Raw genomic sequence first — 26811 nt, 5'->3', positions numbered from 1 at the left:
CTTTTAAATTTCTTCTGCTTGATATGAAATTGCATTTTTGTTGGTAATTAATAAGTTGCAAAGACCTGCAATTATTAAACTAATTCCTGCAACTGTCATAGCATTTATAGTTTCTTCTCCTAATAAACTTGATATAAAATTAATACCTCCAAGTGCTGCGATAATTTGTGGGATTACAATAAACATGTTGAAGATTCCCATAATTACACCCATTTTTTTTGGATCTACAGAACTAGATAACATGGCATAAGGCATTGATAAAATACTTCCCCAAGCAAAACCAATAAGTATAAAGCAATACTTTAGGTGTTCTGGTGAAGCATAATTCATTAACAAAAATCCTACACCACCTAACATTAGTGATACCATATGTACTAACTTTCGGTTAATGCGCCTTTTGGCTGTATATAGTACTAATAATAAAGCAAAAGCCATAGAGGATAACCCATACACACCCATTGCTGAACCTACTAAATTTGATGATTTTTGAAACGCTGTATTTTGTGTATCAAATGCAGCTTTTTGCACAGTATCTGCCATATCAAAAGCACTTTCTATTGGAGCTGGTGTATTAAATACGTGCTCTGTAAGTGCTGGATTGGCTAAACTCCACATGGTGAAAAAGGCAAACCAAGAAAAGAATTGGATGACTCCTAATTTTTTCATGGTTAAAGGCATATTTCCAATATTATTTAAAATATCAGGAATGAAGTTGTTTTTTTTAGCTTTCTCACGCTCAAACTCTTCCATGTCTTCTGGAGGATATTCTGTTGTAGTAAATACAGTATAAAGAATACTTAGTAAAAACACGAATGCACCAATTGCAAAAGCTATTTTAACTGAGTCCGTAATTACACCAGAGTCTGCAGAATCGCTAACTCCAAATTGCGACACCATCCAAGGTAAATTACTAGCAACCCAAGTACCAATACCTATAATTAAGGTTTGTACAACAAATCCATAAGACCTTTGAGAGTCAGGTAATTTATCTGCCACTAAAGCCCTAAAGGGTTCCATAGACACATTTATTGAAGCATCCAGAATCCATAAAAATCCTGCTGCTACCCAAAGTGCTGGAGAATAAGGCACAAAAAATAATGCTAACGAACTTAAGATAGCTCCAATTAAGAAAAACGGTCTACGTCTTCCCCATTTGACACTCCAAGTACGATCACTCATGTAACCAATTATTGGCTGAACCAATAAACCAGTTAAAGGTGCTGCAATCCATAATAATGGGATTTCATCTTTACTTGCTCCTAATGTTTGAAATATTCGAGACATAAAGCCTCCTTGTAGTGCAAAACCAAATTGAATTCCTAAGAAACCGAAACTCATGTTCCAGATTTCCCAAAAGCCAAGGGTACGCTTTTTCATAAATAGTAAGTTTAAATTATTACTATTTTGATAAGCTTTTACTTATCAAAACTATATTACCTGAGAAGTAAAAATATATGTTTTGATTGGCGTAAAGATATAAAAGATTTTAAATGAGCAATGTTAAATTTTTATTTTGTGGATGCGCGTTCAATTAATTCGGTTTCAATAACTACGGTTTCGTAGATGTCTTCTTCGTCTTCTCTTTCTAAATTATTTATCAATAATTCGGCTGCTTTTTCGCCTATTTTCTTACCATGTTGACTGACTGTAGTTAAAGCAGGAACAGCGTGTTTAGACAATACACCATCTGTAAAACCAACAATTTGCAAATCGTCCGGAATGGTTAAGCCTAACTTTCTAGCAACCTTCATTGTTGTAATAGCATACAGCTCGTTTACAGCAAAAACACCATCAATTTTTTTATTATTTTTAAATAAGTTTTCAATTTCAATTTCTAAAGAATCCAAATGATCTTCGGACAACAATTGATCATGAACCTTTAATATTAGACTAGCTTTTGGATCTATTTTATGATCTTCTAAAGCTTCTAAATAGCCTTGAGTCCTTAATTTACCTACACTTACATAATCTTTAGTGGTTACAATCGCTATGTTTTTACAACCACATGCAATTAATTTATTAACTGCTAATTTTGCTCCTTCAGTGTCATCAACTATTACCTTATCACATTTTATTTCGTTTACAACACGATCAAACATTACAATTGGCATACCTTGACTGATAGTTTCAGTAAAATGATGATAATCTTGCTGTTGTAAGGTTTCTTTAGCAATAGACAGTATAAAACCATCTATACTACCATTAGCAAGCATTTCCATGTTAATGACCTCTTTAGCAAAGGACTCGTTTGACAACCCTACAATAACATTATAACCTCGTTTATTAGCAACTGCCTCAATACCACTAATAACTTTAGAGAAAAAGTGATGTACAATTTCTGGAATAATAATACCAATAGTTTTAGTCTTTCTGTTTTTTAAACTTAATGCAATGTTGTTTGGTCTGTAATTATAAAACTTAGCAAATGCCTGTACTTTTTGTCGTGTATCCTCACTAATCTCTATACTATTTCTAAGTGCTTTGGACACTGTCGATATTGATACATCTAATTCTCTTGCTATTTGCTTTAAGGTTATTTTTTTTTTCATAAGTGTATTAAAAATAGAATGCTTGATTTAGATTTATCAAATATAAGGGGTTAAACTTATTGGATTAAGTCAAATATCCATTAAAAAATGACGATAATTCAATATTTAGTGGTCATTTATCTTAAATACTTAAAAAGTTGTCAACACGAAAACGTTTTCGTTGCTTGATATACAAGAGGTGACAAAATATTAACATAAAATTTACATAGATTTATCATCGAGAAGTAAAAATATACATTTAAAATTTAAACTAACTTAATATTATTGTATGAAAACAATTTTTAAAAGGCTTCTATTAGCTTTACTGTTTTTACCAACGATTATACTTGCACAAAGTACAGTTACAGGGACAGTTACAGAACAAGCTACAGCCTTACCAATACCTACGGTTAATGTTATAATTAAGGACACATCCAGAGGAACAGCTACGGATTTTGATGGTAATTATACATTAGAGGTTAATAATGGAGATGTATTAGTCTTTTCTTATATAGGCTATTTAACTCAAGAAATTACTTACAATGGACAATCTAATATTAATGTAGGTCTAGTAGAGGACGCTTCGCAATTAGACGAAGTCGTTATTATAGGATATGGTAGTGTTAAAAAAGAAGACCTAACAGGATCTGTAGATGTTGTTACGTCTGAAGATTTTAATAAAGGAGCCATAACGTCTACGGATCAACTGCTACGTGGTAAAGCAGCAGGTGTAAGAATTACCGATAGTGGTGGATCACCAGACTCTGCTCCAACTATTAGAATACGTGGTGGTGCCTCTTTATTTGCGGATAACAGTCCATTAATTGTAATTGATGGTGTTGCTCTTGGAGGTCAAAATCCAGCTGGAGTTTCAAACCCTTTATCATTAATTAACCCAAATGATGTAGAAAGCTTTTCTATATTAAAAGATGCTTCTGCTACTGCTATTTATGGATCTAGAGCATCTAATGGAGTTATTATTATTACAACTAAAAAAGGAACTTCTGGCGAAGCAAAATATACATTTTCCACTAATGTGTCAGTTGATAGTGCAGGTGAAGGTTTAGATATGATGAATAGCGAAGAATACGTTCGTTTTATTAAACAATATCATCCAACGTACCAATCAGAATTAGGAGTACCAGTTGGAGAAGTTTCAACCACTGAACCTTCTAGCATTATCCAGGTAAATATTTACGATACGGATGGAAATATTACAGGAACAGAAAACAGAGCTGTTTATGACACTAATTGGAGAGATGCCATTTTAAGAACTGCTATTTCTAGTAATACCAACTTTAGTGTTAGAGCTAACCTTGGAGGTGTATTACCTTTTAGAGCTTCTGTTGGTTATAGTGATTTAGAAGGTGTTGTAAGAACAGACGATTATAAACGTTATAGTGCTGCCTTTAAATTATCTCCAAAATTATTAAATGATAATTTAAAAATTGATGCCAATGCTAAATTAACTTTTGTAGATAAAAATGCTACAGATGCAGGTGGAGCATTAGGAGGTGCAATTGTTTTTGACCCAACAAAACCTGTGTATGATAATAATTCGATTTTTGGAGGATACTATACTAATACAGCTTTAGATGGTACAAGATTATTAATTGATGGACAATCAAACCCATTATCACTTTTAGAGCAAAGAGAAAGACCTGAAAGAGCTTACAGATTTTTAGGAAATGTAGAATTTGATTATACCATGCCTTTTTTACCAGAATTAAAAGCGGTTGTAAATGTTGGATTAGACGCATCACGTTCTAAAATAAAAGAAAGCTTTGACAATAATGCAATTTCTGCATTTGGTATTGATACTACAAATGATGATGCAGTAGTTTTTAATCCAGGTGTTAGCTATAGAGAGAGACAACACATTACTAACTCTACTTTTGATTCGTATTTACAATACGCTAAAGAAATCGAAGAAAGCTTTATAACAAGATATGATGTACAATTAGGTTATTCTTACCAAAACTTTAAAACTGATGGTAATAGTGATCGTTTTCGTAACAACGTGGACACTGGTTTTAGAGAAGTAGATTTTAATCTAGAAAATCCTAATAACAGATATTATAATGATCAAAATTTACAATCGTTTTTTGGACGTTCTAACTTCAATATACTTGACAAGTATTTAGTAACTGTATCTTTAAGAGCAGATGGTTCGTCATTTTTTGTAACCGATGATGTTTGGGCAGAAGAAGCATGGGGATTTTTTCCAGCAGCAGCTTTAGCTTGGAAAATAAAGCAAGAAAACTTTTTAAAGGATGTTAAGTTTGTAAACGACCTAAAATTAAGATTAGGTTATGGTAAGACTGGACAACAAAACATTGCAGGTGCAGTTGGGACATACTATCCTACTAGTCCACTTTTTGCAGTAGGATCTCAAAACAGTCAATACCTTCCAGGTGCTAATTTATATTCGGCATTACCATTTCAAACAGGTTTAACTTGGGAAAAAACGTCTACTTACAATCTAGGTTTAGACTTCAACTTCTTTAAAAACAGCATAATTAGTGGTTCTTTTGATATCTTTAAAAGAGAAACAACAGACTTATTAACAGATGCTTTAATTCCGCCAGGACAAGGATTAACAGATTCTTTTATTAAAAATGTAGGGTCTACAGAGAGTGAAGGTTTTGAACTTAACTTAAACTTAAACCCTATCCAAAATGAAGATTTCAACCTATCATTTAACGGAAACATTAGCTACGCTACAACAGAAGTTACAGATTTAGGAGGAATAAATACTTTAAGAATAGGTGGTGGTCTTTTAGGGACAGGTTCTAATTTGTTTTTTAATAAATTAGGTGAAGAGCCAGGTTTAGCAGGTGTTTTTAAACAAGTATACGATGCTTCTGGAAATCCAATTCCTGGTGCTTTTGTAGATTTAAACGGTGACAATCAAATAACTGAAGATGACAAATACTTTGAGGCTTTAGCACCTAATTGGACGTTTGGTTTTGGTTTAAATGTTAATTACAAAAACTGGGATTTATCAGCTAGTTTTAGAGGACAGTTAGACGGAAAACTTTATGACTTTAATGAATTAAGATATGGTCATACAGGTAGTGCAGAGCCAAACAACAACACAAGTATTACAAATGTTTTAAACTTTTATGATGGTGCAGCCAATCCTGTATTTGATGAAGTTATTGGTAATACACAATTTTCAGATTACTTCCTACAAGATGCATCATTTTTAAGATGTCAAAACATTGTTGTAGGTTATAACTTTGATAGTAATTTTATTAAAAACACAAGTATGAGAATATATGGATCTGTTAACAATCCATTTATTATCACTAATTACGAAGGTCAAGATCCAGAAAATAATGGTGGTATTGATGGTGCTTTCTATCCAAGACCTACAACAATTAGTATGGGTGTGAATATTGATTTTTAAAAAACTATGAACATGAAAAAAATAATATTAACAGTTTTAGGGCTAGCGTTATTTACAACACTATCGTCTTGTGTTGATGACCTTGACACAGCGCCTAAAGTAGAATTAACTTTGGAACAATTATTAGAAAATGATCCAAATGCTGTAGAAGGTATTTTATCTAGACTATATGCCTCATTTGCATTGTCAGGTCCAAGTGGACCTGGTAGTTCAGATATAAGTGATGATCCTGGAGAATCTCCTTTTTTAAGAGGAATTGTAAATTTACAAGACTTTACTGCAGACGGAATGAAAAATCGTTGGGGAGATGATGGATTAGATCAACTTACAACAACCTCAGAATGGACAAGTAATAATAAATTTTTTAGATATTTATATAACAGAGCTTACTATACAATTCCACAATGTAACAACTTACTTAATGTATTAAGTAGCGCTAGTACTGATGCTGGCGAGTCAGTTGTATCTGAGGTAAGATTTTTAAGAGCGCTAGCTTACTTTTACGTAATCGATGTATTTGGAAAAGGTGTATTAGCTACTGATGAAAACTTTGGTCAATCAGGACTTTTACCTGAATCTTCAAGAGAAGAACTATTTAATTTCGTAGAGTCTGAACTTTTAGAAATTGAACCATTAATAGGAACCTTTAACGGTTACGGAAGGGCAAACACCTACGTTGTAGACATGTTATTAGCAAAACTTTATTTAAATGCTGAGGTTTACACAGGTATACCAAGATATGATCAAGCATATATTTATGTAAATAAAGTTATTACTGAAGGTGGTTATACCTTAACAGATAATTTTGTTGAAAATTTCTCAGGAGACAATGATATGTCTACAGAAATTATTTATCCACTAATCGCAGATCCAATTTTAAGCCAAAGTTTTGGAAACACAACTTATATTGTAAACGGAAGCTTAAGTCCAGACACAATAACTATTTCAGAATTTGGAGCAACAGAAGGTTGGCAAGGACACAGAGCCACTAAAGCTTGGTATGGATTATTTGGAGATTTAGACACATCTACAGATGATAGAGCTGATTTATTTTGGACTGAAGGTCACAACTATGAAATGAATGACTACACTGTATGGACAGATGGTTATCCTTCAACAAAATTTAGAAACACAACATTTAATTCGGAATATACTCCTACAAGTTTTTCTGGTACAGATTTTCCTTTATACCGCTTAGCAGACGCTTACCTTATGTATGCAGAATGTGCGCTTCGTGGTGCAGCTGGAGCAAGTATGACAGACGCACTAAATTATGTTAATTTAGTAAGAACACGTTCAAATGCAACAGCTATTTCAATGGGAGATTTAAACTTAGATTTTATCATTGATGAAAGAGGTAGAGAATTAAACCTAGAAGGACACAGAAGAACAGACCTTATTCGCTTTGGAAAATTCACAGGTGGAAGCTACCTATGGCCTTGGAAAGGTGGAACTGTAAATGGATCTTCAATTCCTGACACATACAAAGTATTCCCAATACCGCAAACAGCTTTAGAAGCAAATCCTAATTTACAACAAAATACAGGTTACTAACTAAATAAAATAACAATGAAAAATTTTAAAATTTTATTACTTGTAGTTATTGCTATGATAGGCTTTAACTCTTGTCAAGAAGACGATGATTTAGTTTTCACAGCAGCTCCAACAGGTGATTTCACCTTTTCAAATTCGTTTTTAGAACAATATGTTTTAACATCTCAAGCGTCTGGTAACATCGCAGAAAGATTTACATGGGATGATGCTAACTTTAATGTAGCTACCAACACCAGTTACGAACTACAACGTTCATTAACTGGAGATTTCACAGATATGGTTGTAGTAGAAACAACAAGTGCCAACGAGCTAGCTGTGACTATAGGAGACATGTTATCTATTGCTGAAGAAGCAGGTTTAAATAACGATCCTGCAACACCAGAACAAAATGCTGGAAGCATAACTTTTAGATTAAGAGCTTATGTTGGTGATACTGGTAATGGGACAGAATTAATGTCTTTTCCACAAGTATTAAACGTTTATTTACCGCCTGTTACTAATGGTGGTGGTGGATCTGGAATAGAACCATCTATTTGGGGAGTTGTAGGATCTGCAGCTAACGATTGGGGAAATGCTGGTCCAGACTTACCATTTTACACAACTTCTGATCCTGACGTTTTAGTTGCTTATGTTAATTTAAAAGATGGAGAGATTAAAATTAGACAAAGTAATGATTGGTCACTACCTAATTATGGAGATGCAACTTTAGATGGTGTTTTAGACACAGACAACGATAATAACATTGCTGTTACAGCTGGCGATTACAAAATTGTATATAACACCTCTACCTTAGATTATACTATTGAAACGTTCTCTTACGGAATTGTTGGCTCTGCTTACAATGATTGGGGAAATGCTGGACCTGATGCTAAATTCCATTATGATTACACTACAGATACATTTAAAGTAGGTGTAAGATTAATAGATGGTGAAATGAAGGTTAGATTTAACCAAGATTGGGGATTACCAAACTATGGTGATGCAACACTTGATGGTGTTTTAGATACTGATAGCGACAATAATATTGCTGTAACTGCTGGATTCTATTTAATGACTATAAATCTAAACGATTTTTCTTACACCTTAGTACCAACAGATTTATGGGGAGTTGTAGGTTCTGGTTATAATGATTGGGGTAACGCAGGTCCTGATGCTACTTTTACGCCTTTAACAGACACACAATGGTTAGCAGAAAACGTGACGTTAATTGATGGCGAAATTAAAATACGTTTAAGTGAAGATTGGTCTTTAATTAATTATGGAGATGCAACATCAGACGGTGTATTAGATACTGATAACGATAATAACATAGTTGTAACTGCTGGAGTTTATGATATTAAACTAGATTTTACAGATCCTGGTGCTCCAACATATGTATTTATAACTAAATAATAATTAATTTGATTATTAAATAAGAGGCAGCATCCAATTTGGTAAGCTGCCTCTTTTTTTAAAACTAACTTCGCTATGAAAAAAATTATTTTTTTTATTTTTTTGCTATGTCAAATTACATTGGCGCAGCAACAAAATGTAACTTACAATGTTACTCCTTCTGTAATTGAAGAAGACCAATTGCTAACACTAACTTTTAACGGTAGTAGTATTAATGAAGCAACTTGGAATGTTGTTAATAATGAACTGTATTTATGGTCTTGGTCATATGATTTAAACTTAACTAATCAGCAAGACGCACCAAATAATGGAGATTGGACAGACTCTTCAAACACAACAACGCCAAACCTATTGACTTATAATTCAGGAAGTGACACCTACTCTATTTCATTTATACCACAAGACTTTTATAACAGAACAGGAATTGGACGTATTGGATTTCTTTTAAAAGCTAAAGACGCTTCAGGAGACAAAAAATCTCAAGATATACTTGAAGATGTTGGTTCATTTCAAGTAATATTAACGACTCCAGAAGACAATTCAACAACAATTATAGATACTGGAAGTAACTTTGACATTTCTGCTAATAATACTGGTGGTAATGCTAATTACGTTTTAAGTGCAGACGGAACAACTATTGACACTCAAAATGGCGTGTCTGTGTATAACTTCCAAGACACTGCTATTACAATAAACAAAAACTATACATTAGACGTAACTGTTGGTGGGCAAACTAAAACAAAATCATTTTCTGTAGTAGTAGATCCAGGTAGTACTTTTGCTATCATGCCAACTAACTATCAAGACGGAATCACTTATGATCCTGCAGATCCTACACAAGCAACTTTAGTATTATATGCACAAGGTAAAGACTTTGTATACGTAGCAGGAAGCTTTAACAATTGGCAGCCTGACAACAGCTACGCTATGAAAAGAGATCCCACTAGAAATAATAAATATTGGATAACATTAACAGGGTTAACTCCAGGCCAAATAGAAACTTATCAATATTGGGTAGTGGACAAAACACCAATAACAAATTCGCCTAAATTAGTTAAGGTTGCAGATCCTTATTCAACATTAGTATTATCTCCTTTTGATGATCCTTACATTCCAGCAACTACTTATCCAAATATCCCTACCTACCCTATTGGACAAGATAGAGAGGTTACTGTTTTACAAACTGGTCAAACAGATTATCCATGGGTAGTTACAGATTTTGAAAAACCTAAAAAAGAGGATTTAGTAATTTATGAAGTCTTAGTTAGAGATTTTGATGCTAATAGAAATTTTCAGGATATAATAGATAGAATAGATTATTTTAAAAATCTAAACATTAATGCTATTCAATTAATGCCAATTATGGAATTTGAAGGCAATGAAAGTTGGGGATATAATACCTCTTTTCATATGGCATTAGATAAATATTATGGTACAGAAGACAAACTTAAAGAGCTTATCGATATTTGTCATCAAAACGGAATTGCTGTAATATTAGACCTTGCACTAAACCATGCGTTTGGACGTAACCCTATGGTACGCATGTGGATGGATGATGCAGATGGTGATGGTTGGGGAGAACCAAGTAGCGAAAATCCATATTTTAATCAAGTCGCAACACATAGTTACAGTGTTGGTTCAGATTTTGACCACTCAAACTCTTTCACAAAAGTATATTCAAAAAGAGTTGTAAAACAATGGATTGAAGAATACAAAATTGATGGATTTAGATGGGATTTGACCAAAGGGTTTACTCAAAATGCCTCTTCAGGAGAAACGCAAACCAACGCTTACCAAGCCGATAGAGTTGCAATTTTAAAAGAATATGCAGATTACTCATGGAGTTTGGATGAAGACCACTACGTTATATTTGAACATTTAGGATTTGGCGGAAGCGCTGCAGAAGAAAAGGAATGGGCTGATTATAGAGTAGATGAAGGTAAAGGTATCATGCTTTGGGGTAAAATGACAGATCCTTATAACCAATTAACAATGGGTTATGCTTCAGGAACCGATATTAGCAGAATGGGTCATAAAGACAACAGTCGTAATTATGATGCACCAAGATTAGTAGGCTATCCAGAAAGTCATGACGAAGAAAGACTAATGTATAAAAATATCCAATTTGGAAACAGCACTAATGCTAGCCATAATGTTACTAATTTAAATATAGCTATTAAAAGAATGTCTGCTTTAGGTGCAGTATCATTAACCATACCTGGACCTAAAATGATTTGGCATTTTGGAGAACTAGCTATGAACAACTCCATTTACACATGTAATAATGGGACTGTAAATACTGAAGCAGATGCTATTGATGGTAATTGTAAACTAGATACAAAACCACAACCACAATGGACAAATGGATGGCTTACTGATATTAATAGAAGTCAAGTATATAATGATTGGTCTAGGATTAACGACTTAAAGGTAAACGAAGCTGTCTTTGAAGGAGATTATATAATTAATGACAGTAGTAACCCAAATGTAGATACTTTAACACCTAGAATTTACATATTTGACAATGCTTTACCTTCAACCGAATTAAAAAACGTAGTTATATTAGCAAACTTTGATGTAACATCACAAAACGTGACGCCAGATTTTCCATATACAGGTACATGGTATGACTTAATGGATCAAAACAATAGTACCTTTATTAATGTAACTAACACTGCAACACCAATTACAATTCCAGCAGGAGAGTTTAGAATATATGGTAATGCAGTTCCACAAAGCCTAAGCACAGACCAATTTCAAATTGCAGATAACTTTAAATTATATCCTAATCCTGCAAAAACCTCTTTTAAACTAACAACTAAAATAACAGGAGTTAAAATCTTAGACGTGTCAGGAAAACAGTTAATTGAATACAAAGGAACATTTGATGCAGGACATCAATTTAATATTGACAGTTTAGTTAACGGATTATATATTATACAATTAGAAGACACTAACGGACAAACTAAAATAACCAAACTAATAAAATCTTAAATCAACACTTAAAAACACATAAAAAGCTTCAACTAAATCTTGAAGCTTTTTTATAGTGCATTTTGATACTCAAAAAGATATGAACAAACTTATTAAAAATAAGTGCTATCAGTATTTGGTAATCAAATATATAATCGTAAATTTGCAAACTCTTTTTGAGAGAGGAATGTTTAATAAAAAATAATTAATAACGTGGACACATTAAGCTACAAAACGATTTCAGCAAACAAAGCAACTGTAGATAAGCAGTGGGTTTTAGTAGATGCTGAAGGTCAATCATTAGGTCGTTTAGCTTCTAAAGTTGCAAAACTTTTAAGAGGAAAACATAAGCCTAGCTTCACACCACACGTTGATTGTGGAGATAACGTAATTGTTATCAATTCAGAAAAAATCAACTTAACTGGAAACAAATGGAATGACAAAACGTACATTCGTCACACAGGTTATCCAGGTGGTCAAAGAAGTTTAACTGCTACAGAAATGTTTGGAAAAGATCCAGCAAGGTTAGTAGAAAAATCAGTAAAAGGAATGTTACCTAAAAACAAATTAGGTGCAACATTATTCCGTAATTTAAATGTTGTTGTTGGTGCAGCTCACTCACATGAAGCACAAAAGCCAACAGTAATTAACTTAAACGAATTCAAGTAATGGAAGTAATTCACAAAATTGGTCGTCGTAAGACCGCAGTTGCTCGTGTTTACCTATCTGAAGGAAAAGGTAACATTACGATCAACAAAAAAGATCTTAAAGACTACTTCGATACAGCAACTTTACAGTACAAAGTAAACCAACCATTAGCTTTAACAGATAATGAAGGTAACTTTGATATTAAAGTAAATGTATTTGGAGGAGGTATCACAGGTCAAGCTGAAGCTGTACGTTTAGCAATCTCTCGCGCAATGTGCGAATTAGATGCTGAAAACAGATTAATCTTAAAGCCTGAAGGATTATTAACAAGAGACCCAAGAATGGTTGAGCGTAAAAAATTCGGACAGAAAAAAGCGCGTAAGAAATTCCAATTCTCTAAACGTTAATACCTTTGTTGAATTTATTTTCAACACAAAACAAAAAATCAAACAGTTATTGTTGTCCTAGTCTCTTTAAAACAAAAGCGCAGGATTTAGTTTAGCATCTAAATAGTTAAGGCTATTGAATATTATTTTTTCAAGACCACTTAATTATTGCTAATTCAACAGAACGTAAACTATTACAAAATGGCAGTAGAAGTAAAAGAATTACTTGAAGCAGGTGTACACTTTGGTCACCTTACACGTAAGTGGGATCCTAACATGGCGCCTTACGTATATATGGAGCGTAACGGTATCCATATTATAAATTTATATAAAACAGCAGCTAAAATTGAAGAAGCTGGAGAAGCATTAGCAAAAATTGCAGCTTCAGGTCGTAAAATTTTATTTGTTGCAACAAAAAAGCAAGCAAAAGATATCGTAGCTGAAAAAGCAGGTAGCATTAACATGCCTTTCATTACTGAAAGATGGCCTGGTGGAATGTTAACAAACTTTGTTACAATCCGTAAAGCAATCAAAAAGATGGCTACTATTGATAGAATGAAAAAAGATGGTACGTTTTTAACGTTATCTAAAAAAGAACGTTTACAAGTTGACCGTTTAAGAGCTAAGTTAGAAAAAAACTTAGGATCTATCGTTGACATGACACGTTTACCAGGAGCTTTATTTGTTGTTGACATTAAGCGTGAACATATTGCAATTAAAGAAGCTCAAAAATTAAACATTCCAATTTTTGCAATGGTAGATACTAACTCTGATCCACGTCAAGTAGATTATGTTATACCAGCAAATGATGATGCTTCTAAATCAATTGATAAAATCTTAACGCACGTTACAGATGCTATTACAGCAGGTTTAAACGAGCGTAAAGCTGAAAAAGCAGACAAAGATGCAGCTAAAGTAGATAAAAAAGCAGCACCTAAAAAAGCTAAAGCAGCTAAAGACGAAGAAGAATAAAATAACAATTTCAAAACACAAATAAGTCGTTTAATTCTTTTCTTTGTTGAAAACTAATTAAACGACTTTTTTTAAATTATACTTATTATGAGCGAAGTAAAAATTTCAGCAGCACAAGTAAACGAACTAAGAAAAGCTACAGGAGCCGGAATGATGGACTGTAAAAAAGCATTAGTTGAAGCAGGTGGTGATTTTGACAAAGCAATTGACGTTTTACGTAAAAAAGGTCAAAAAGTAGCAGAAAAAAGAGCTGACAGAGATTCTTCTGAAGGTGCTGCAGCAATCAAAATTAACGATGACAACACTGTTGGTGTTGCAATCGTATTAGGTTGTGAAACTGATTTTGTTGGTAAAAACGAATCATTTTTAGCATTAGCTGCACAATTTGCAGATATCGCAATCAACTTTGATACTAAAGAAGATTTCTTAGCTGCAGACTTTGGTGGTATGACAGTTACTGAAAAATTAGTAGAACAAACAGGAGTTGTTGGAGAGAAATTAGAAATTACTGCATTTGAAAAATTAGAAGCGCCTTACGTAGGTTCTTATGTTCATATCAATAAAATTGGTGCATTAGTTGGTTTATCTGAAGCAAACGAAACGGTTGGTAAAGATGTAGCAATGCAAGTTGCTTCAATGGGAGCGTCTTCATTATCTTACAAAGATTTTGATCCTGCATTTGTAGCATCAGAAACTGAAGCTAGAATTGCTGTTATCGAAAAAGACAACATCGAGTTAGGTCGTTTAGGTAAAACACTTAAAAATGTACCTCAATACATCTCAATGTCTCAATTAACTCCAGAAGTTATGGCTAAAGCAGAAGAAGATGCTAAAGCAGAATTAAAAGCTGAAGGAAAACCAGAACAAATCTGGGACAAAATTTTACCAGGTAAAATGGATCGTTTTGTATCTGACAATACTACTTTAGATCAAGAACAATGTTTACTAGATCAAAAGTTTATTAAAGACGAAAAAATGACTGTAGCGGATTACGTAGCATCTCAAAACGTATCTGTAACAGCTTTCAAACGTGTATCTTTAGGATAAAAACATTTTTTATTTCCGCGTAAGCGAAAATTTAAAATAATTACACATATTTAAAACCACTACTCTATTTTAGAGTTAGTGGTTTTTTGTTTAAATTGTAGTGTAAATTATTTTAAATGAAAAACACACTTTTTACAATAATATTCCTTGTTTTTATAAGCTTGTCTTGTAAAGCACAACAACCTATAATAAGCATAGAAGATGCAACAGCCGAAGAAATAGAAAACGCCTATTATAAAGACACTAATAACATACTTGATCCCTTTGTTGGTACTTGGGTGTTTAATGATGGTACAACCTATCTAAAAATTGTATTTGAAAAAAAAATCATGGCAAATACAGGAAATTATTTTGAAGATCTTTTAATTGGCGAATTTCAATATAAAGAAAATAATATAGAGCTAGTAAACACCTTACCCAACCTTACAGACACAACAATAACTATTGTTTTTAAATATAGCATTAATGGCAATTACTTTATGTTAAATACATCACCTTTTGAAGACTATACAACAGAGACCTTTAGAATGAACTTAAGTATGAGCTAACCAAATGGTTGCGTAAGTAATTTAGATGTAAGAGAAGCTACTGTAAACGGACAACAAGCTATACAAATATTTAAGCGTGGCTTTCTTATAACTTTAGATCCAGGTGAGCCAGCATCACCAGAACCTATCATACCAGCAGGCTTTTACTTTTTGATTAAGGAATAAAATTTAATATTATTATAACACAAAACCACTACTCTATTTTAGAGTCAGTGGTTTTTTTATAATTAATTAATCAACTTAGTAAAAAAGCGAACATTTGTGTATTAATAGCAATTTCAGAAATAAAAAATTTATGTAGCTTTGCTAAACTTTCAGAACGACTTATGAAACTTCCATAAAAAACGCTCTAACGCAAGCGAATGATTAAATGGAAGTAACATGTGACCCATGAAAAACAATAAATAAACACATGAAATACAAACGCATACTCCTAAAATTATCTGGTGAAGCCCTAATGGGAAACCGTCAATATGGTATTGATCCAGAACGATTATCAGAATACGCAGAAGAGATTAAAGCAGTTACAGAAAAAGGTGTAGAAGTTGCTATAGTTATTGGTGGTGGTAACATTTTTAGAGGTGTTGCAGGTGCCATGAATGGTATGGATCGTGTACAAGGAGATCATATGGGTATGTTAGCAACTGTTATTAATGGTTTAGCATTACAACAAGCATTAGAAGACGCTGGTATAAAAACTAGACTACAAACAGCTATCAAAATAAACGAAGTTGCAGAGCCTTTTATTAGAAGAAAAGCAATGAGCCATCTTAATAAAGGTCGTGTGGTTATTTTTGGAGGTGGAACAGGTAATCCTTACTTTACAACAGACTCTGCAGCAGTTTTAAGAGCTATCGAGATTGAAGCTGACGTAATCCTAAAAGGGACGCGTGTAGATGGTATATACAATACAGACCCAGAAAAGGATAGTACAGCAATAAAGTTTGACCATATTACTTTTGACGATGTATTACGTAAAGGTCTTAAAGTTATGGATACTACAGCTTTTACTTTAAGCCAAGAAAATGATTTACCAATTATAGTATTTGATATGAATACAAAAGGTAATTTAATGAAGGTAGTTTCTGGAGAAAACATAGGAACACAAGTAAGTTTATAAAATAGATTATTATATTACGTTTAAAATTGGCTCGCTTTTTGAAAGTCATTCAGTATTAAATTATTACAAGCATGAACGAAGACATTACATTTATAGTAGATAGCACAAAAGAAGCAATGGATAAAGCCATTAAGCATCTTGAAAAACAATTTGTAAATATTAGAGCCGGAAAAGCTAGTCCTGCAATGTTAGGTAGCGTAATGGTAGACTATTATGGATCACAAACTCCGTTAAGTCAAGTTGCCAATGTTAACACTCCAGATGGTCGTACAATAACAGTACAACCTTGGGAGAAAAACATGCTACAAGCAATTGAAAAGGCTATCATGATCGCTAATCTTGGTTTTAACCCAATGAATAATGGTGATTTAATAATAATAAGTGTTCCACCTTTAACAGAAGAGCGTAGACGTGATTTAGCAAAACAAGCTAAAGCTGAAGCTGAAGATGCTAAAGTAGGTGTTAGAAGCGCACGTAAGGATGCTAATAACGACATTAAGAAGACTGAAGATGCGTCTGAAGACCTTCAAAAAAATGCAGAAGCAGATGTACAAGCTTTAACAGACAAATACGTTAAAAAAATTGATGACATACTAGCTGCTAAAGAAGCAGAGATTATGACTGTATAAATCTTAAAAGCGACTTAAAAGTCGCTTTTTTTATAACTTTTATCAAAATATACCGTTAAGAGGTTTTAATAAAATATAGTTATGAAGTTTTTAAAATCACTTTGTGTATGTTTGTTTTTATGTGTTAGTATCCTGCAAGCACAAGAGTATGCCTTTATACCAAAAGAGCAACATCGACTAACAGATGAAGAAGTTAAAACAATGGAGTTAGTCATAACACCTGATGTTTTACTTTTTAACGAGAGAGGCAAGTTATTACCCATGTCACAGGTGCAACTAATGACCAACTCAGACTACAAACCGTTATTTTTTGTTGACAACGACAATAAACTAAAGTCAATAGTATTTAAAAGACTAAAAGCAATAAACAATACTATCGCTAAAAATCCTGAAGCTAACTTTACTAAAGGCGAAAAAGCTTATGACTTTATAGCTACAGATTTAGATGGCAACACCTTTAAATTATCAGATTTAAAAGGACAAGTTGTAATATTAAATTTTTGGTTTACAAATTGTGGTCCTTGTATCCAAGAAATGCCAGAATTAAATAAATTAGCAGACAATTTTAAATCTAAAAAGGTAAAATTTTTGGCAATTACTTTTAATCGAAAAGACAATATCGAGCAGTTTTTAAAAACCCAAGACTTTAAATTTACTATTTTACCAAATGCCAATAACATAATATCCTTATATGGTGTAGGTACCTTCCCGACCACTATCGTAATTAATAAAAAAGGTGAAATTGTAACCAAAGAAGTTGGTTACAGAACTAATATAAAATCTGTACTTACTAAAGCTATTAATGCAGCACTTTAAAACAAAAAAACAAAAGTATTGGTTAGTAATGTTGTGCTTAATTTGCATGACGTTTTCTTGGGCACAAACACCTGAGAAAAACCTAAAAGTTAGTGACACTACCAAATCTAGTGAACTGTTAAAACAAATAGGAAATGGTTTTTTTCCTACCAAAGTTTGGAATTTTGACCTGAGGTATCTTATTAAATTTAATCAATACGAAGGATTTAGAACAGGTTTAGGCGGAATTACTAATGATTCGTTTTCTGAAAAATACAGAATAGATTCTTATTTAGTTTATGGATTTAGAGACGATAGTTTTAAATATAAAATTGGTGGTGGTTTTAGAGTAAACGAAAAATCAAAAACCTGGATAAACATTTCTTACATTGACGATTTAAAAGAAACTGGTAGTTCTGACTTTTTAACAGATAGTAGATCTTTTTCATTTTTTGAACCTAGATTGTTAAACATAGATTTATTTCATAAACACATTACATCTGCAATATCTTTAGAACACGAAATTACCGCAAAACTATACTCAAAATCTGAAATAGCAATAAGTAACATAAGACCTACTTACACTTATAGCTATGACTTAGAAGGCAATAAATTTAGCGGATTTGAAACCACTACAGCAAAAGTCGCGTTACAATGGAATCCATTTAACACCACACAACAATCTGACGATGGAGCAGAGAAAACTATTGAAGGCTACCCAAAATTTACACTGCAATACACAAAAAGTTTTAAAGATGTTTTGAATGCTGATTTCAACTTTTCAAAACTAGACTTTAAAACCATTCATAAAATTAAGCACAGCAAAAACTCCTATACTATAGGAACTTTATCTGCAGGAATAGCACATGGTGACGCACCTTTAACTCACCTTTACCATGCTTACCCGAATAATATAACCAAAGAAACTATTTTACAACGTTTTTCAGTCGCTGGAATTAATAGTTTTGAAACCATGTATTTTAATGAGTTTTTCTCGGATCGTTTTACAACAGTAGTCTTAAAACATTATATCAAACCGTTTGCAATTGCTAAGCGTTTTAATCCACAATTAGTTTTAATTACTCGTTATGCTATTGGTAACATGAATAATATTAACAGACATAAAGAAGTTACGTTTAAGACTCTGGAACATGGCTATACTGAAAGTGGTTTTGAGATTAATAAACTGCTATTTGGTTTTGGATTAAGTGCAACTTATAGATATGGAGCATACCACTTACCTAACCAAGAAGATAATATTGCAGTAAAATTCACTTTTAATATTGCATTATAAACCAAATTTAGCTTAGTAAATACAATGGTTTTACATACCTTTGCTCCGTTTTTTAAAGCATTATGTTAAAACTATTTTCAGCAAATTTTTGGGACGTTGTAGCAAGACTAATATTGCGCAACAAAATAGCTATTCTATTAGGTGTTGTACTTGTTACTATTTTTTTTAGTACACAATGGAAATACATGCGCTTTACTTATACTGAAGCTAATTTATTACCTGATGACCATGAGGTCAATATTACTTACAACGATTTTTTAAAAGTTTTTGGAGAAGAAGGTAACTTAATTGTCCTTGGTGTTAAAGACACAACACTATTTACTGTAGAGAAATTAAATGCTTGGAATGCACTTTCTGATAGTTTTAGGGAAGCTCCAGAAGTAGAAACTGTAGTCTCAATAAAAGATCTTCAAAAATTAGTTAAAGATCAAGAAAACGAAAAATTTGCATTAGAGCCTTTTATTAAAGACTCTGTAGCTTCAATAGAACAAATTGAAAAACTACAAGACCAACTTTTTAATCAATATCCTTTTTACGATAATTTTTTATTCAACAAAAAAACTAAAACGGTACGTACTGCTATCTATTTAAAAAAAGATATAGTAAACACACCTGCTAGAAAGGATTTTGTGATGGATAATTTAGTTAAAAAAGTTAAAGCTTTTGAGACTAGTCAAGGAATGAATGTTCGTATTTCTGGTATGCCATACATTCGCACGCTTAATGCTCAAAATATTGTTGATGAGATTAACTTATTTGTTCTTGCTGCATTATTAGTAACCTCCTTAATATTCTTTTTATTCTTTAGATCGTTTAGAGCCACCTTTATTTCACTTATCGTAGTCTGTATAGGTGTTATGTGGACACTTGGGATTTTAGGAATGTTGGGTTATGAAATCACTGTATTAACAGCCTTAATACCTCCTTTAATTATTGTTATTGGTATTCCTAATTGTATTTTCTTAATTAACAAATACCAACATGAGGTTAAATCTCATGGTAACAAAGTTAAAAGTTTACAACGTGTTATTACTAAAGTTGGTAATGCAACACTTATGACCAACGTGACAACAGCGTCTGGTTTTGCAACCTTTATTTTAACAGAAAGCACTCTATTAAAAGAGTTTGGTGTTGTCGCATCGCTAAGCATCCTTGCTATTTTTATACTTTGTCTTTTAATAATACCAATTATTTACACCTTTTTACCTTACCCTAAAGAGCGTCATTTAGAACATTTAAACAAAAAATGGATAGGTGGTTTTGTGGATTGGATGGAAAAAATGGTAAGAGAAAAACGCATTACTATTTACATTACATCTATCGTATTATTAGTGGTTTGCTTAATAGGAATTTTTCAAATTAAAATATCTGGAAGTCTAATTGAAGACATGCCTAAAAAGGCAGAGTTTTTTCAAGATATTCGCTTTTTTGAAGAAGAGTTTGATGGTATTATGCCATTAGAAATAATGATTGACACCAAACGCAAACAAGGTGTCATGAAGTTAGCGACCTTAAAACGTATGAATAAAATTGAGGAGTTTATAAATGAAACACCTGAATTTTCAAAACCAATCTCTGTAGTAGGCTTAGTTAAATACTCTAAACAAGCGTATTATAATGGTAATCCAAAATATTACCAGTTACCAACTAGTCAAGAAAACAGTTTTATATTATCGTACGCAAAAAACTCTACGTCAAATGTAGACTTACTTAAAAACTTTGTAGATAGTACAGGTCAATATGCCAGAATAACAACCTTTATGAAGGATATTGGAACCGATAAAATGGAACGTATCCAAGAAAACCTTCAAGATAAAATAGATAATGTTTTTCCGGAAGAACGTTATAATGTTACCATGACTGGTAAAGCATTAGTGTTTCAAAAAGGAACAAAATATTTGGTTAAAAATTTAGCAATTTCATTATCATTAGCTGTGATATTAATATCACTGTTTATGGCCTATATGTTCCGTTCGTTTAGGATGATAATCGTTTCATTAATCCCAAATCTTTTACCGTTAGTCGTTACTGCTGGATTAATGGGATATTTAGGCGTACCAATTAAACCATCTACAATACTTGTTTTTAGTATTGCTTTTGGTATATCTGTAGATGACACGATACACTTTTTAGCAAAATACAGACAAGAATTACAAGCCAATAATTGGAAAATTAAAAAGTCGGTTTATGCTGCTTTAAGAGAAACAGGTGTAAGTATGTTTTACACATCAATAGTACTGTTTTTCGGGTTTTCTGTATTTATAATTTCTAGCTTTGGTGGTACAGTTGCTTTAGGTGCATTAGTATCTGTAACGCTTTTATTTGCTATGTTATCAAACTTACTATTATTACCATCTTTATTATTGTCTCTTGAAAGAAGCATTGCCAATAAAGAGGTCCTAAAAGAACCAACAATAAATATCATACCTTCTGAAGATGATGATGAGGAAGAAAAATCATTTATTTCAGAAGAAAAATAATATAAAAAGTATATTTTTAATCAAATTTTTTTAAAAATGAATTCATATACAGTCGCTACATTACTTAAAGAGACCAAATTACAAGAAGTACATATAAAAGGTTGGGTACGCACCTTTAGAGCCAATAGATTTGTGGCTTTAAATGATGGATCAACACTACAAAACATTCAATGTGTTGTAGATTTTGAAAAAACTGACGAAGCCTTATTAAAACGAATTACAACAGGTGCTGCTGTAGCAATTACAGGAGATTTAGTGGAGAGCCAAGGAAAAGGACAAAACGTTGAAATAACAGTTACTAAAATTGAAATTTTAGGAGATTCTGATCCAGAAACATATCCAATTCAACCTAAAAAACACAGCTTTGAGTTTTTAAGAGAAAACGCGCATTTACGTACACGTACTAATACATTTAGTGCTGTAATGCGTTTACGTTCGGCTTTATCTTTTGCTGTACACAAGTATTTTAACGACAATGGTTTTTACTACATGCACACACCAATCATAACAGGTAGTGATGCAGAAGGAGCTGGAGAAATGTTCCGTGTAAGCACTTTAGATCAAAAAAATCCACCTTTAACAGAAGATGGAGCAATAGATCACTCAAAAAACTTTTTTGGTAAAGACACAAACCTAACTGTTTCGGGACAATTAGAAGCCGAAACCTATGCGATGTCTTTAGGTAAAGTATACACTTTTGGACCAACGTTTAGAGCAGAAAACTCTAACACTTCTCGTCACCTTGCCGAGTTCTGGATGATTGAGCCTGAAGTTGCTTTTATGGATTTAGCTGGTAACATGGATTTAGCAGAGGACTTTATGAAATCTGTTATTAGTTATGTTTTAGAACATAATAAAGAAGATTTAGAATTTTTAGACCAACGTCTATTAGATGAAGAAAAAGTAAAACCACAAGCTGAAAGAAGTGATTTAAGTTTAATTGAAAAATTAAAATTTGTTACAGAAAACAACTTTAAACGTGTTAGCTATACTGAAGCTATAGATATTTTAAGAAATTCTAAACCTAACAAGAAAAAGAAATTTAACTATATCATTGAAGAATGGGGAGCAGATTTACAATCAGAACACGAACGTTTTCTTGTAGAAAAGCACTTTAAATGTCCAGTAATATTATTTGATTATCCTGCAAACATTAAAGCATTTTACATGCGTTTAAATGAAGACGGAAAAACAGTACGTGCTATGGATATTTTATTTCCTGGTATTGGAGAAATAGTTGGTGGATCACAACGTGAAGAGCGTTTAGAAGTCCTTAAAGAAAAAATGGCTGTTCTAGATATTCCAGAAGAAGAGTTATGGTGGTACCTAGACTTACGCAAGTATGGTACAGCTGTGCACTCTGGTTTTGGTTTAGGTTTCGAGCGTTTAGTAATGTTTGCAACAGGTATGACAAATATTAGAGACGTAATTCCTTTCCCTAGAACACCACAAAATGCAGAATTTTAATAGCATAAATGACTATAGTGCAACACTAAAGTAATTTTATACTTAAAATATATCTAAAACAATCTACTAAAATCAATAATGTAGATTGTTTTTTTTATTTTTATCATTATTCTAAAACAAATCATGCTTAAACAATATCTACAGTTTAAATTATCGCAAAAGTTGTCTCCGCAACAAATTCAATTAATGAAATTGATACAATTGCCTACGCAAGCATTTGAGCAACGATTAAAGCAAGAGTTGGAAGAAAACCCTGCTTTGGAAGGTGGTAAAGAAGACAATTCAGACGATTTAGATGATGATTTTGACAACTCTCAAGACGATTATAATGATAATGAAACCATTGATACTGGTGACATTAACGTTGATGATTATTTAAGTGATGACGAAATACCAGATTATAGAACAAGTGTCAATAATTACAGTGCAGATGATGACGAAAAAAGTGTGCCATATGCAGCAGGAACATCGTTTACACAGCATTTAATCAATCAATTAAACACGTATAGACTATCAGATGACGAAAGAGATATTGCCGAATTTTTAGTTGGCAGTGTTGATGAAAGTGGTTACATACGTAGAGAATTAAGCGATATTGTTGATGATTTAGCTTTTACACAAAGCGTCTACACAGAGGAAGATAAAGTTAAAAAAGTACTTAGAATTGTTCATCAATTAGATCCAGCTGGTGTAGGAGCCAGAAACCTACAAGAGTGTTTAAGCATCCAATTACATCGTAAAGAAAAACAACCTGATATTGTATTAGCAGCAGATATTATAGATAACGCTTTTGATCAATTTACAAAAAAGCATTATAAAAAATTAATGCAAAAATTTGATATTACAGAGTTACAACTTAAAGATGCCATTCATGAAATTGAACGCTTAAATCCAAAGCCAGGAGGATCCTATGCTGGAAACAACAGAATTGTAGAACACGTCGTACCAGACTTTGCAATTAAAATTGTTGATGGCGAGTTAGAGCTTACTTTAAATGGTCGTAATGCGCCAGAATTACATGTTTCTAGAGAATATAGTAACATGATGAAAGGTTATAAAGAAAGTAAAGATAAAAGTAAGTCCCAAAAGGATGCAGTTATGTTTATAAAACAAAAACTAGATGCAGCCAAGTGGTTTATAGATGCTATAAAACAACGTCAACAAACGTTATTTGTAACAATGAGTAGTATCATGCATTACCAAAAAGAATATTTTTTAACTGGTGATGAGCGCAATCTAAAACCAATGATATTAAAAGATATTGCAGATGAGATTGAAATGGATGTATCAACAGTATCACGTGTTGCTAATAGCAAATACGTAGATACACCTTACGGAACTAAATTGATAAAAGAATTTTTCTCTGAATCTATGACTAACGATCAAGGAGAAGAAGTATCCACTAGAGAGATTAAAAAAATATTAGAAACTGTTATTGAAGAAGAAAGCAAAAAGAAACCGCTTACAGATGAAGCTTTAGCTAAAATATTAAAAGAAAAAGGCTATCCTATTGCACGTCGTACTGTTGCTAAATATAGAGAGCAATTGGACATACCTGTTGCTAGATTACGCAAAAAAATATAATTACGTAAATCTATCAAGTAAAACTTAGACCTACACTACTATTAATAAACACTGTTTTTTACAGAAATTAAAACGTATTACTTTATGAAATGGCTAATCAAAAGTTTGTCATTTATATTTCATCCTGTAATAATGCCATTATTGGCAGTACATTTCTATTTTAAAAAATCACCAAGATTTATTCCAGAAGAAATTGTTCATGCGAAGTTAATTTCGCTTTCTATACTATCTATAGCATTACCCATATTAGTATATTTTTTATTAAAAACTTTAGGTAAGACTGAAACAATATATTTAAAGACAACCAAAGAGCGTGTCTATCCTTTACTAATTAACTGCCTTATAATTGGTTTGCTAATATTACGCGTATTCCCATTAGATCAAATACCAGAGTTATACTTCTTTTTTGTGGGAATATTAATTTCTAATATCACTTGTTTACTTTTCGCTCTAGCAAAATTTAAGGCTAGTATACATTTAATTGCAACAGGAGGCGTTTTTATGTTTTTTATAGCATTTGCTATTCACTTTAGTGTAAATATAAATGGCTCGTTAGCATTAATGGCAATAATAACTGGAGCTGTAGCATCCTCTAGATTATCCCTAAAAGCACATACACCAAGAGAGTTAATAATAGGTTTATTTATTGGTATTACACCTCAATTAATATTATTACAATATTGGTTATAAGATGTAAAACATTAGACCTACTTTAATAGCAGTCATATCTATAGGTTCTGCATTAACAGTTGCAGTATCAAAAATATCGTTTAGACCATAGTATAGATAAAAATTCCAAGTATTATATCCTGCACAAAAGGTTAATCCATATTGCAACGTATTAAATACATCTGTATTTTTTAAATTAATATTTTCTGGACTTCCTTCAAACTTAGTATTATTAGCTAAAACATAGCCAAATTTAACTCCTGTATAAATCCTCCAAAAACTATATTGAGTTGCTGTAGACGTCCTCCATCTATATTGTAAGGGCATTTCAATAACGTAAGTATTAAATTTATTTTTAGTGTAATCTGTATCATCATTTAACACAGTAAAACCTAGTGTTTTGCTATCTTGGGAAATTAGCAAATTTTGATTATATGAATTAACAGACAGTCCTAACCCTAAACCAATAGCCTTGTTTCGTCTTTTATTAATAGGCATATCCCTAATAAAACCAAAATGTACACCACTTGAAAAACCATTTTGAGACACAGCTCTTGGCTTATTACTTAATAGGTTATAAGTTACACCTAAATAAAACTGATCTTCTCTGTAAAGTGAATCTATTACAGTATTTACAGAAGTAGACTCTTGAGCAACACTAATTGTACTGAACAAAGGGATAATAAATAAAAGCACTAAATATTTCATCTGATACATTTATTGAAATTAAACAGATATAATCACATCTATTAATCTAAGATAAAAGAAATTAATTATTATAAAAAACAAAAGGTGTTTTGAAAATCAAAACACCTTTTGCTATAAAATTAAGAGTAATACTTATTTAAGTCCACTACCTTTTTTAGTAGTGTAATTAATTTTTAATTGACCAGTTTTACGCAATGCTTGCTCAATATCAGATACTAAACCCATGTTAGTTTCTTTATCAACCTTTAAAGCAGCGATTAATTGTGGTACTTCAGCTTCACGCTTGGAAGCTCTTTCAGCAGCTATAAAAGGTGCAATGTCTTTAAGTTCAGCAAACTTATCGTTTAACTGGATCTTAGCTTCATCACCCATATTTTTATAACTATCACTAGGCTTTCCAGCGTAGATAAACATTATTAAGTTTTTTTGACCTAATTTTTCAGTCTCTGCAGCAGATGGTAAATTGTTTTTAATTTTCAAACTGTTGTCTCTCATTACGGTTGCTACCATAAAAAAGAATAATAGCATGAATACAATATCTGGTAAAGATGCTGTAGATATAGCTGGCAACTCTTTGCTGCCTCCTTTTTTAAATTTTGACATAG

At 32.3% G+C, this 26811-nt stretch carries 21 protein-coding genes; 17 read left to right on the top strand and 4 right to left on the bottom strand.

Annotation, left to right across the window (positions count from 1 at the left end):
• Positions 1-3 precede the first annotated feature (3 nt).
• Entirely contained in the window at positions 4-1377 is a 1374-nt protein-coding gene (locus V6251_RS05435) for an MFS transporter (RefSeq protein WP_292946822.1), read from the bottom strand.
• Between the two features lie 131 nt (positions 1378-1508).
• Complete coding sequence (locus V6251_RS05430; RefSeq protein ID WP_341587340.1) at positions 1509-2549, bottom strand: LacI family DNA-binding transcriptional regulator; 1041 nt, start codon at positions 2547-2549, stop codon at positions 1509-1511.
• 268 nt (positions 2550-2817) lie between these two features.
• Here V6251_RS05430 and V6251_RS05425 point away from each other — a divergent pair, with 268 nt between their 5' ends.
• The 17 genes from V6251_RS05425 (at position 2818) to V6251_RS05345 (ending at position 25519) form a co-directional block, all read left to right on the top strand.
• Positions 2818-5940, top strand: coding sequence for a SusC/RagA family TonB-linked outer membrane protein (locus tag V6251_RS05425; RefSeq protein ID WP_341587339.1), 3123 nt, complete (start codon positions 2818-2820; stop codon positions 5938-5940).
• Between the two features lie 12 nt (positions 5941-5952).
• Positions 5953-7494 carry a RagB/SusD family nutrient uptake outer membrane protein gene (locus V6251_RS05420; protein WP_341587338.1) on the top strand — a complete coding sequence of 514 codons (1542 nt, stop codon included), beginning with the start codon at positions 5953-5955 and terminating at the stop codon, positions 7492-7494.
• Between the two features lie 15 nt (positions 7495-7509).
• Positions 7510-8886: a SusE domain-containing protein gene (locus V6251_RS05415; protein ID WP_341587337.1), complete on the top strand. Its 1377-nt coding sequence runs from the start codon at positions 7510-7512 to the stop codon at positions 8884-8886.
• Between the two features lie 75 nt (positions 8887-8961).
• Positions 8962-11880: an alpha-amylase family glycosyl hydrolase gene (locus V6251_RS05410; RefSeq protein WP_341587336.1), complete on the top strand. Its 2919-nt coding sequence runs from the start codon at positions 8962-8964 to the stop codon at positions 11878-11880.
• Between the two features lie 192 nt (positions 11881-12072).
• Entirely contained in the window at positions 12073-12528 is a 456-nt protein-coding gene (gene rplM, locus V6251_RS05405; protein ID WP_145006015.1) for a 50S ribosomal protein L13, read from the top strand.
• The gene (rpsI, locus tag V6251_RS05400) at positions 12528-12914 is read left to right on the top strand and encodes a 30S ribosomal protein S9 (RefSeq protein ID WP_028289143.1); all 387 of its coding nucleotides are present in this window, start codon (positions 12528-12530) and stop codon (positions 12912-12914) included. Before rplM ends, rpsI begins: the two co-directional genes overlap by 1 nt.
• 180 nt (positions 12915-13094) lie before the next feature.
• On the top strand, positions 13095-13865 hold the full coding sequence (gene rpsB, locus V6251_RS05395) for a 30S ribosomal protein S2 (protein ID WP_292946791.1): 771 nt from the start codon (positions 13095-13097) through the stop codon (positions 13863-13865).
• Positions 13866-13952: 87 nt separating this feature from the next.
• On the top strand, positions 13953-14912 hold the full coding sequence (tsf, locus tag V6251_RS05390) for a translation elongation factor Ts (RefSeq protein ID WP_341587335.1): 960 nt from the start codon (positions 13953-13955) through the stop codon (positions 14910-14912).
• A 116-nt stretch (positions 14913-15028) separates the two neighbouring features.
• Positions 15029-15460, top strand: a complete 432-nt coding sequence (locus V6251_RS05385) for a DUF6705 family protein (protein ID WP_341587334.1) — start codon at positions 15029-15031, stop codon at positions 15458-15460.
• A 412-nt stretch (positions 15461-15872) separates the two neighbouring features.
• Positions 15873-16580, top strand: a complete 708-nt coding sequence (gene pyrH / locus V6251_RS05380) for a UMP kinase (protein ID WP_145006006.1) — start codon at positions 15873-15875, stop codon at positions 16578-16580.
• A 71-nt stretch (positions 16581-16651) separates the two neighbouring features.
• Positions 16652-17209: a ribosome recycling factor gene (gene frr / locus V6251_RS05375; protein ID WP_145006003.1), complete on the top strand. Its 558-nt coding sequence runs from the start codon at positions 16652-16654 to the stop codon at positions 17207-17209.
• A gap of 81 nt (positions 17210-17290) precedes the next feature.
• Positions 17291-18025 (top strand): peroxiredoxin family protein, encoded by a 735-nt coding sequence (locus tag V6251_RS05370; RefSeq protein ID WP_341587333.1) that lies wholly within the window; start codon positions 17291-17293, stop codon positions 18023-18025.
• A complete protein-coding gene (locus tag V6251_RS05365) occupies positions 18012-19298 on the top strand; it encodes a DUF5686 family protein (RefSeq protein ID WP_341587332.1) in 1287 nt (428 codons plus the stop codon). Before V6251_RS05370 ends, V6251_RS05365 begins: the two co-directional genes overlap by 14 nt.
• A gap of 62 nt (positions 19299-19360) precedes the next feature.
• Entirely contained in the window at positions 19361-21778 is a 2418-nt protein-coding gene (locus tag V6251_RS05360) for an efflux RND transporter permease subunit (protein ID WP_341587331.1), read from the top strand.
• Positions 21779-21814: 36 nt separating this feature from the next.
• Positions 21815-23245: an asparagine--tRNA ligase gene (gene asnS / locus V6251_RS05355; RefSeq protein WP_339807989.1), complete on the top strand. Its 1431-nt coding sequence runs from the start codon at positions 21815-21817 to the stop codon at positions 23243-23245.
• Between the two features lie 123 nt (positions 23246-23368).
• Positions 23369-24829, top strand: a complete 1461-nt coding sequence (rpoN, locus tag V6251_RS05350; protein WP_145005993.1) for an RNA polymerase factor sigma-54 — start codon at positions 23369-23371, stop codon at positions 24827-24829.
• An 84-nt stretch (positions 24830-24913) separates the two neighbouring features.
• The gene (locus V6251_RS05345; protein ID WP_292946763.1) at positions 24914-25519 is read left to right on the top strand and encodes a hypothetical protein; all 606 of its coding nucleotides are present in this window, start codon (positions 24914-24916) and stop codon (positions 25517-25519) included.
• On the opposite strand, the gene V6251_RS05340 is transcribed toward V6251_RS05345, so the two are convergent.
• Positions 25514-26206 (bottom strand): porin family protein, encoded by a 693-nt coding sequence (locus V6251_RS05340; protein WP_341587330.1) that lies wholly within the window; start codon positions 26204-26206, stop codon positions 25514-25516. The genes V6251_RS05345 and V6251_RS05340 overlap by 6 nt on opposite strands.
• 132 nt (positions 26207-26338) lie before the next feature.
• Positions 26339-26809: an ExbD/TolR family protein gene (locus V6251_RS05335; protein ID WP_292946756.1), complete on the bottom strand. Its 471-nt coding sequence runs from the start codon at positions 26807-26809 to the stop codon at positions 26339-26341.
• Positions 26810-26811 lie beyond the last annotated feature (2 nt).

Source organism: Olleya sp. Ti.3.14, assembly GCF_038154885.1.
Taxonomy (GTDB): Bacteria; Bacteroidota; Bacteroidia; order Flavobacteriales; family Flavobacteriaceae; genus Olleya.
This window is presented reverse-complemented; position numbering and strand designations above follow the sequence as displayed.

Excerpts from the sequence above, each read along its gene's own strand:
- V6251_RS05435 (WP_292946822.1), bottom strand. The coding sequence starts at position 1,377 with ATGAAAAAGCGTACCCTTGGCTTTTGGGAAATCTGGAACATGAGTTTC.
- V6251_RS05430 (WP_341587340.1), bottom strand. The coding sequence starts at position 2,549 with ATGAAAAAAAAAATAACCTTAAAGCAAATAGCAAGAGAATTAGATGTA.
- V6251_RS05425 (WP_341587339.1), top strand. The coding sequence starts at position 2,818 with ATGAAAACAATTTTTAAAAGGCTTCTATTAGCTTTACTGTTTTTACCA.
- V6251_RS05420 (WP_341587338.1), top strand. The coding sequence starts at position 5,953 with ATGAAAAAAATAATATTAACAGTTTTAGGGCTAGCGTTATTTACAACA.
- V6251_RS05415 (WP_341587337.1), top strand. The coding sequence starts at position 7,510 with ATGAAAAATTTTAAAATTTTATTACTTGTAGTTATTGCTATGATAGGC.
- V6251_RS05410 (WP_341587336.1), top strand. The coding sequence starts at position 8,962 with ATGAAAAAAATTATTTTTTTTATTTTTTTGCTATGTCAAATTACATTG.
- rpsI (WP_028289143.1), top strand. The coding sequence starts at position 12,528 with ATGGAAGTAATTCACAAAATTGGTCGTCGTAAGACCGCAGTTGCTCGT.
- rpsB (WP_292946791.1), top strand. The coding sequence starts at position 13,095 with ATGGCAGTAGAAGTAAAAGAATTACTTGAAGCAGGTGTACACTTTGGT.
- tsf (WP_341587335.1), top strand. The coding sequence starts at position 13,953 with ATGAGCGAAGTAAAAATTTCAGCAGCACAAGTAAACGAACTAAGAAAA.
- V6251_RS05385 (WP_341587334.1), top strand. The coding sequence starts at position 15,029 with ATGAAAAACACACTTTTTACAATAATATTCCTTGTTTTTATAAGCTTG.
- pyrH (WP_145006006.1), top strand. The coding sequence starts at position 15,873 with ATGAAATACAAACGCATACTCCTAAAATTATCTGGTGAAGCCCTAATG.
- frr (WP_145006003.1), top strand. The coding sequence starts at position 16,652 with ATGAACGAAGACATTACATTTATAGTAGATAGCACAAAAGAAGCAATG.
- V6251_RS05370 (WP_341587333.1), top strand. The coding sequence starts at position 17,291 with ATGAAGTTTTTAAAATCACTTTGTGTATGTTTGTTTTTATGTGTTAGT.
- V6251_RS05365 (WP_341587332.1), top strand. The coding sequence starts at position 18,012 with ATGCAGCACTTTAAAACAAAAAAACAAAAGTATTGGTTAGTAATGTTG.
- V6251_RS05360 (WP_341587331.1), top strand. The coding sequence starts at position 19,361 with ATGTTAAAACTATTTTCAGCAAATTTTTGGGACGTTGTAGCAAGACTA.
- asnS (WP_339807989.1), top strand. The coding sequence starts at position 21,815 with ATGAATTCATATACAGTCGCTACATTACTTAAAGAGACCAAATTACAA.
- rpoN (WP_145005993.1), top strand. The coding sequence starts at position 23,369 with ATGCTTAAACAATATCTACAGTTTAAATTATCGCAAAAGTTGTCTCCG.
- V6251_RS05345 (WP_292946763.1), top strand. The coding sequence starts at position 24,914 with ATGAAATGGCTAATCAAAAGTTTGTCATTTATATTTCATCCTGTAATA.
- V6251_RS05340 (WP_341587330.1), bottom strand. The coding sequence starts at position 26,206 with ATGAAATATTTAGTGCTTTTATTTATTATCCCTTTGTTCAGTACAATT.
- V6251_RS05335 (WP_292946756.1), bottom strand. The coding sequence starts at position 26,809 with ATGTCAAAATTTAAAAAAGGAGGCAGCAAAGAGTTGCCAGCTATATCT.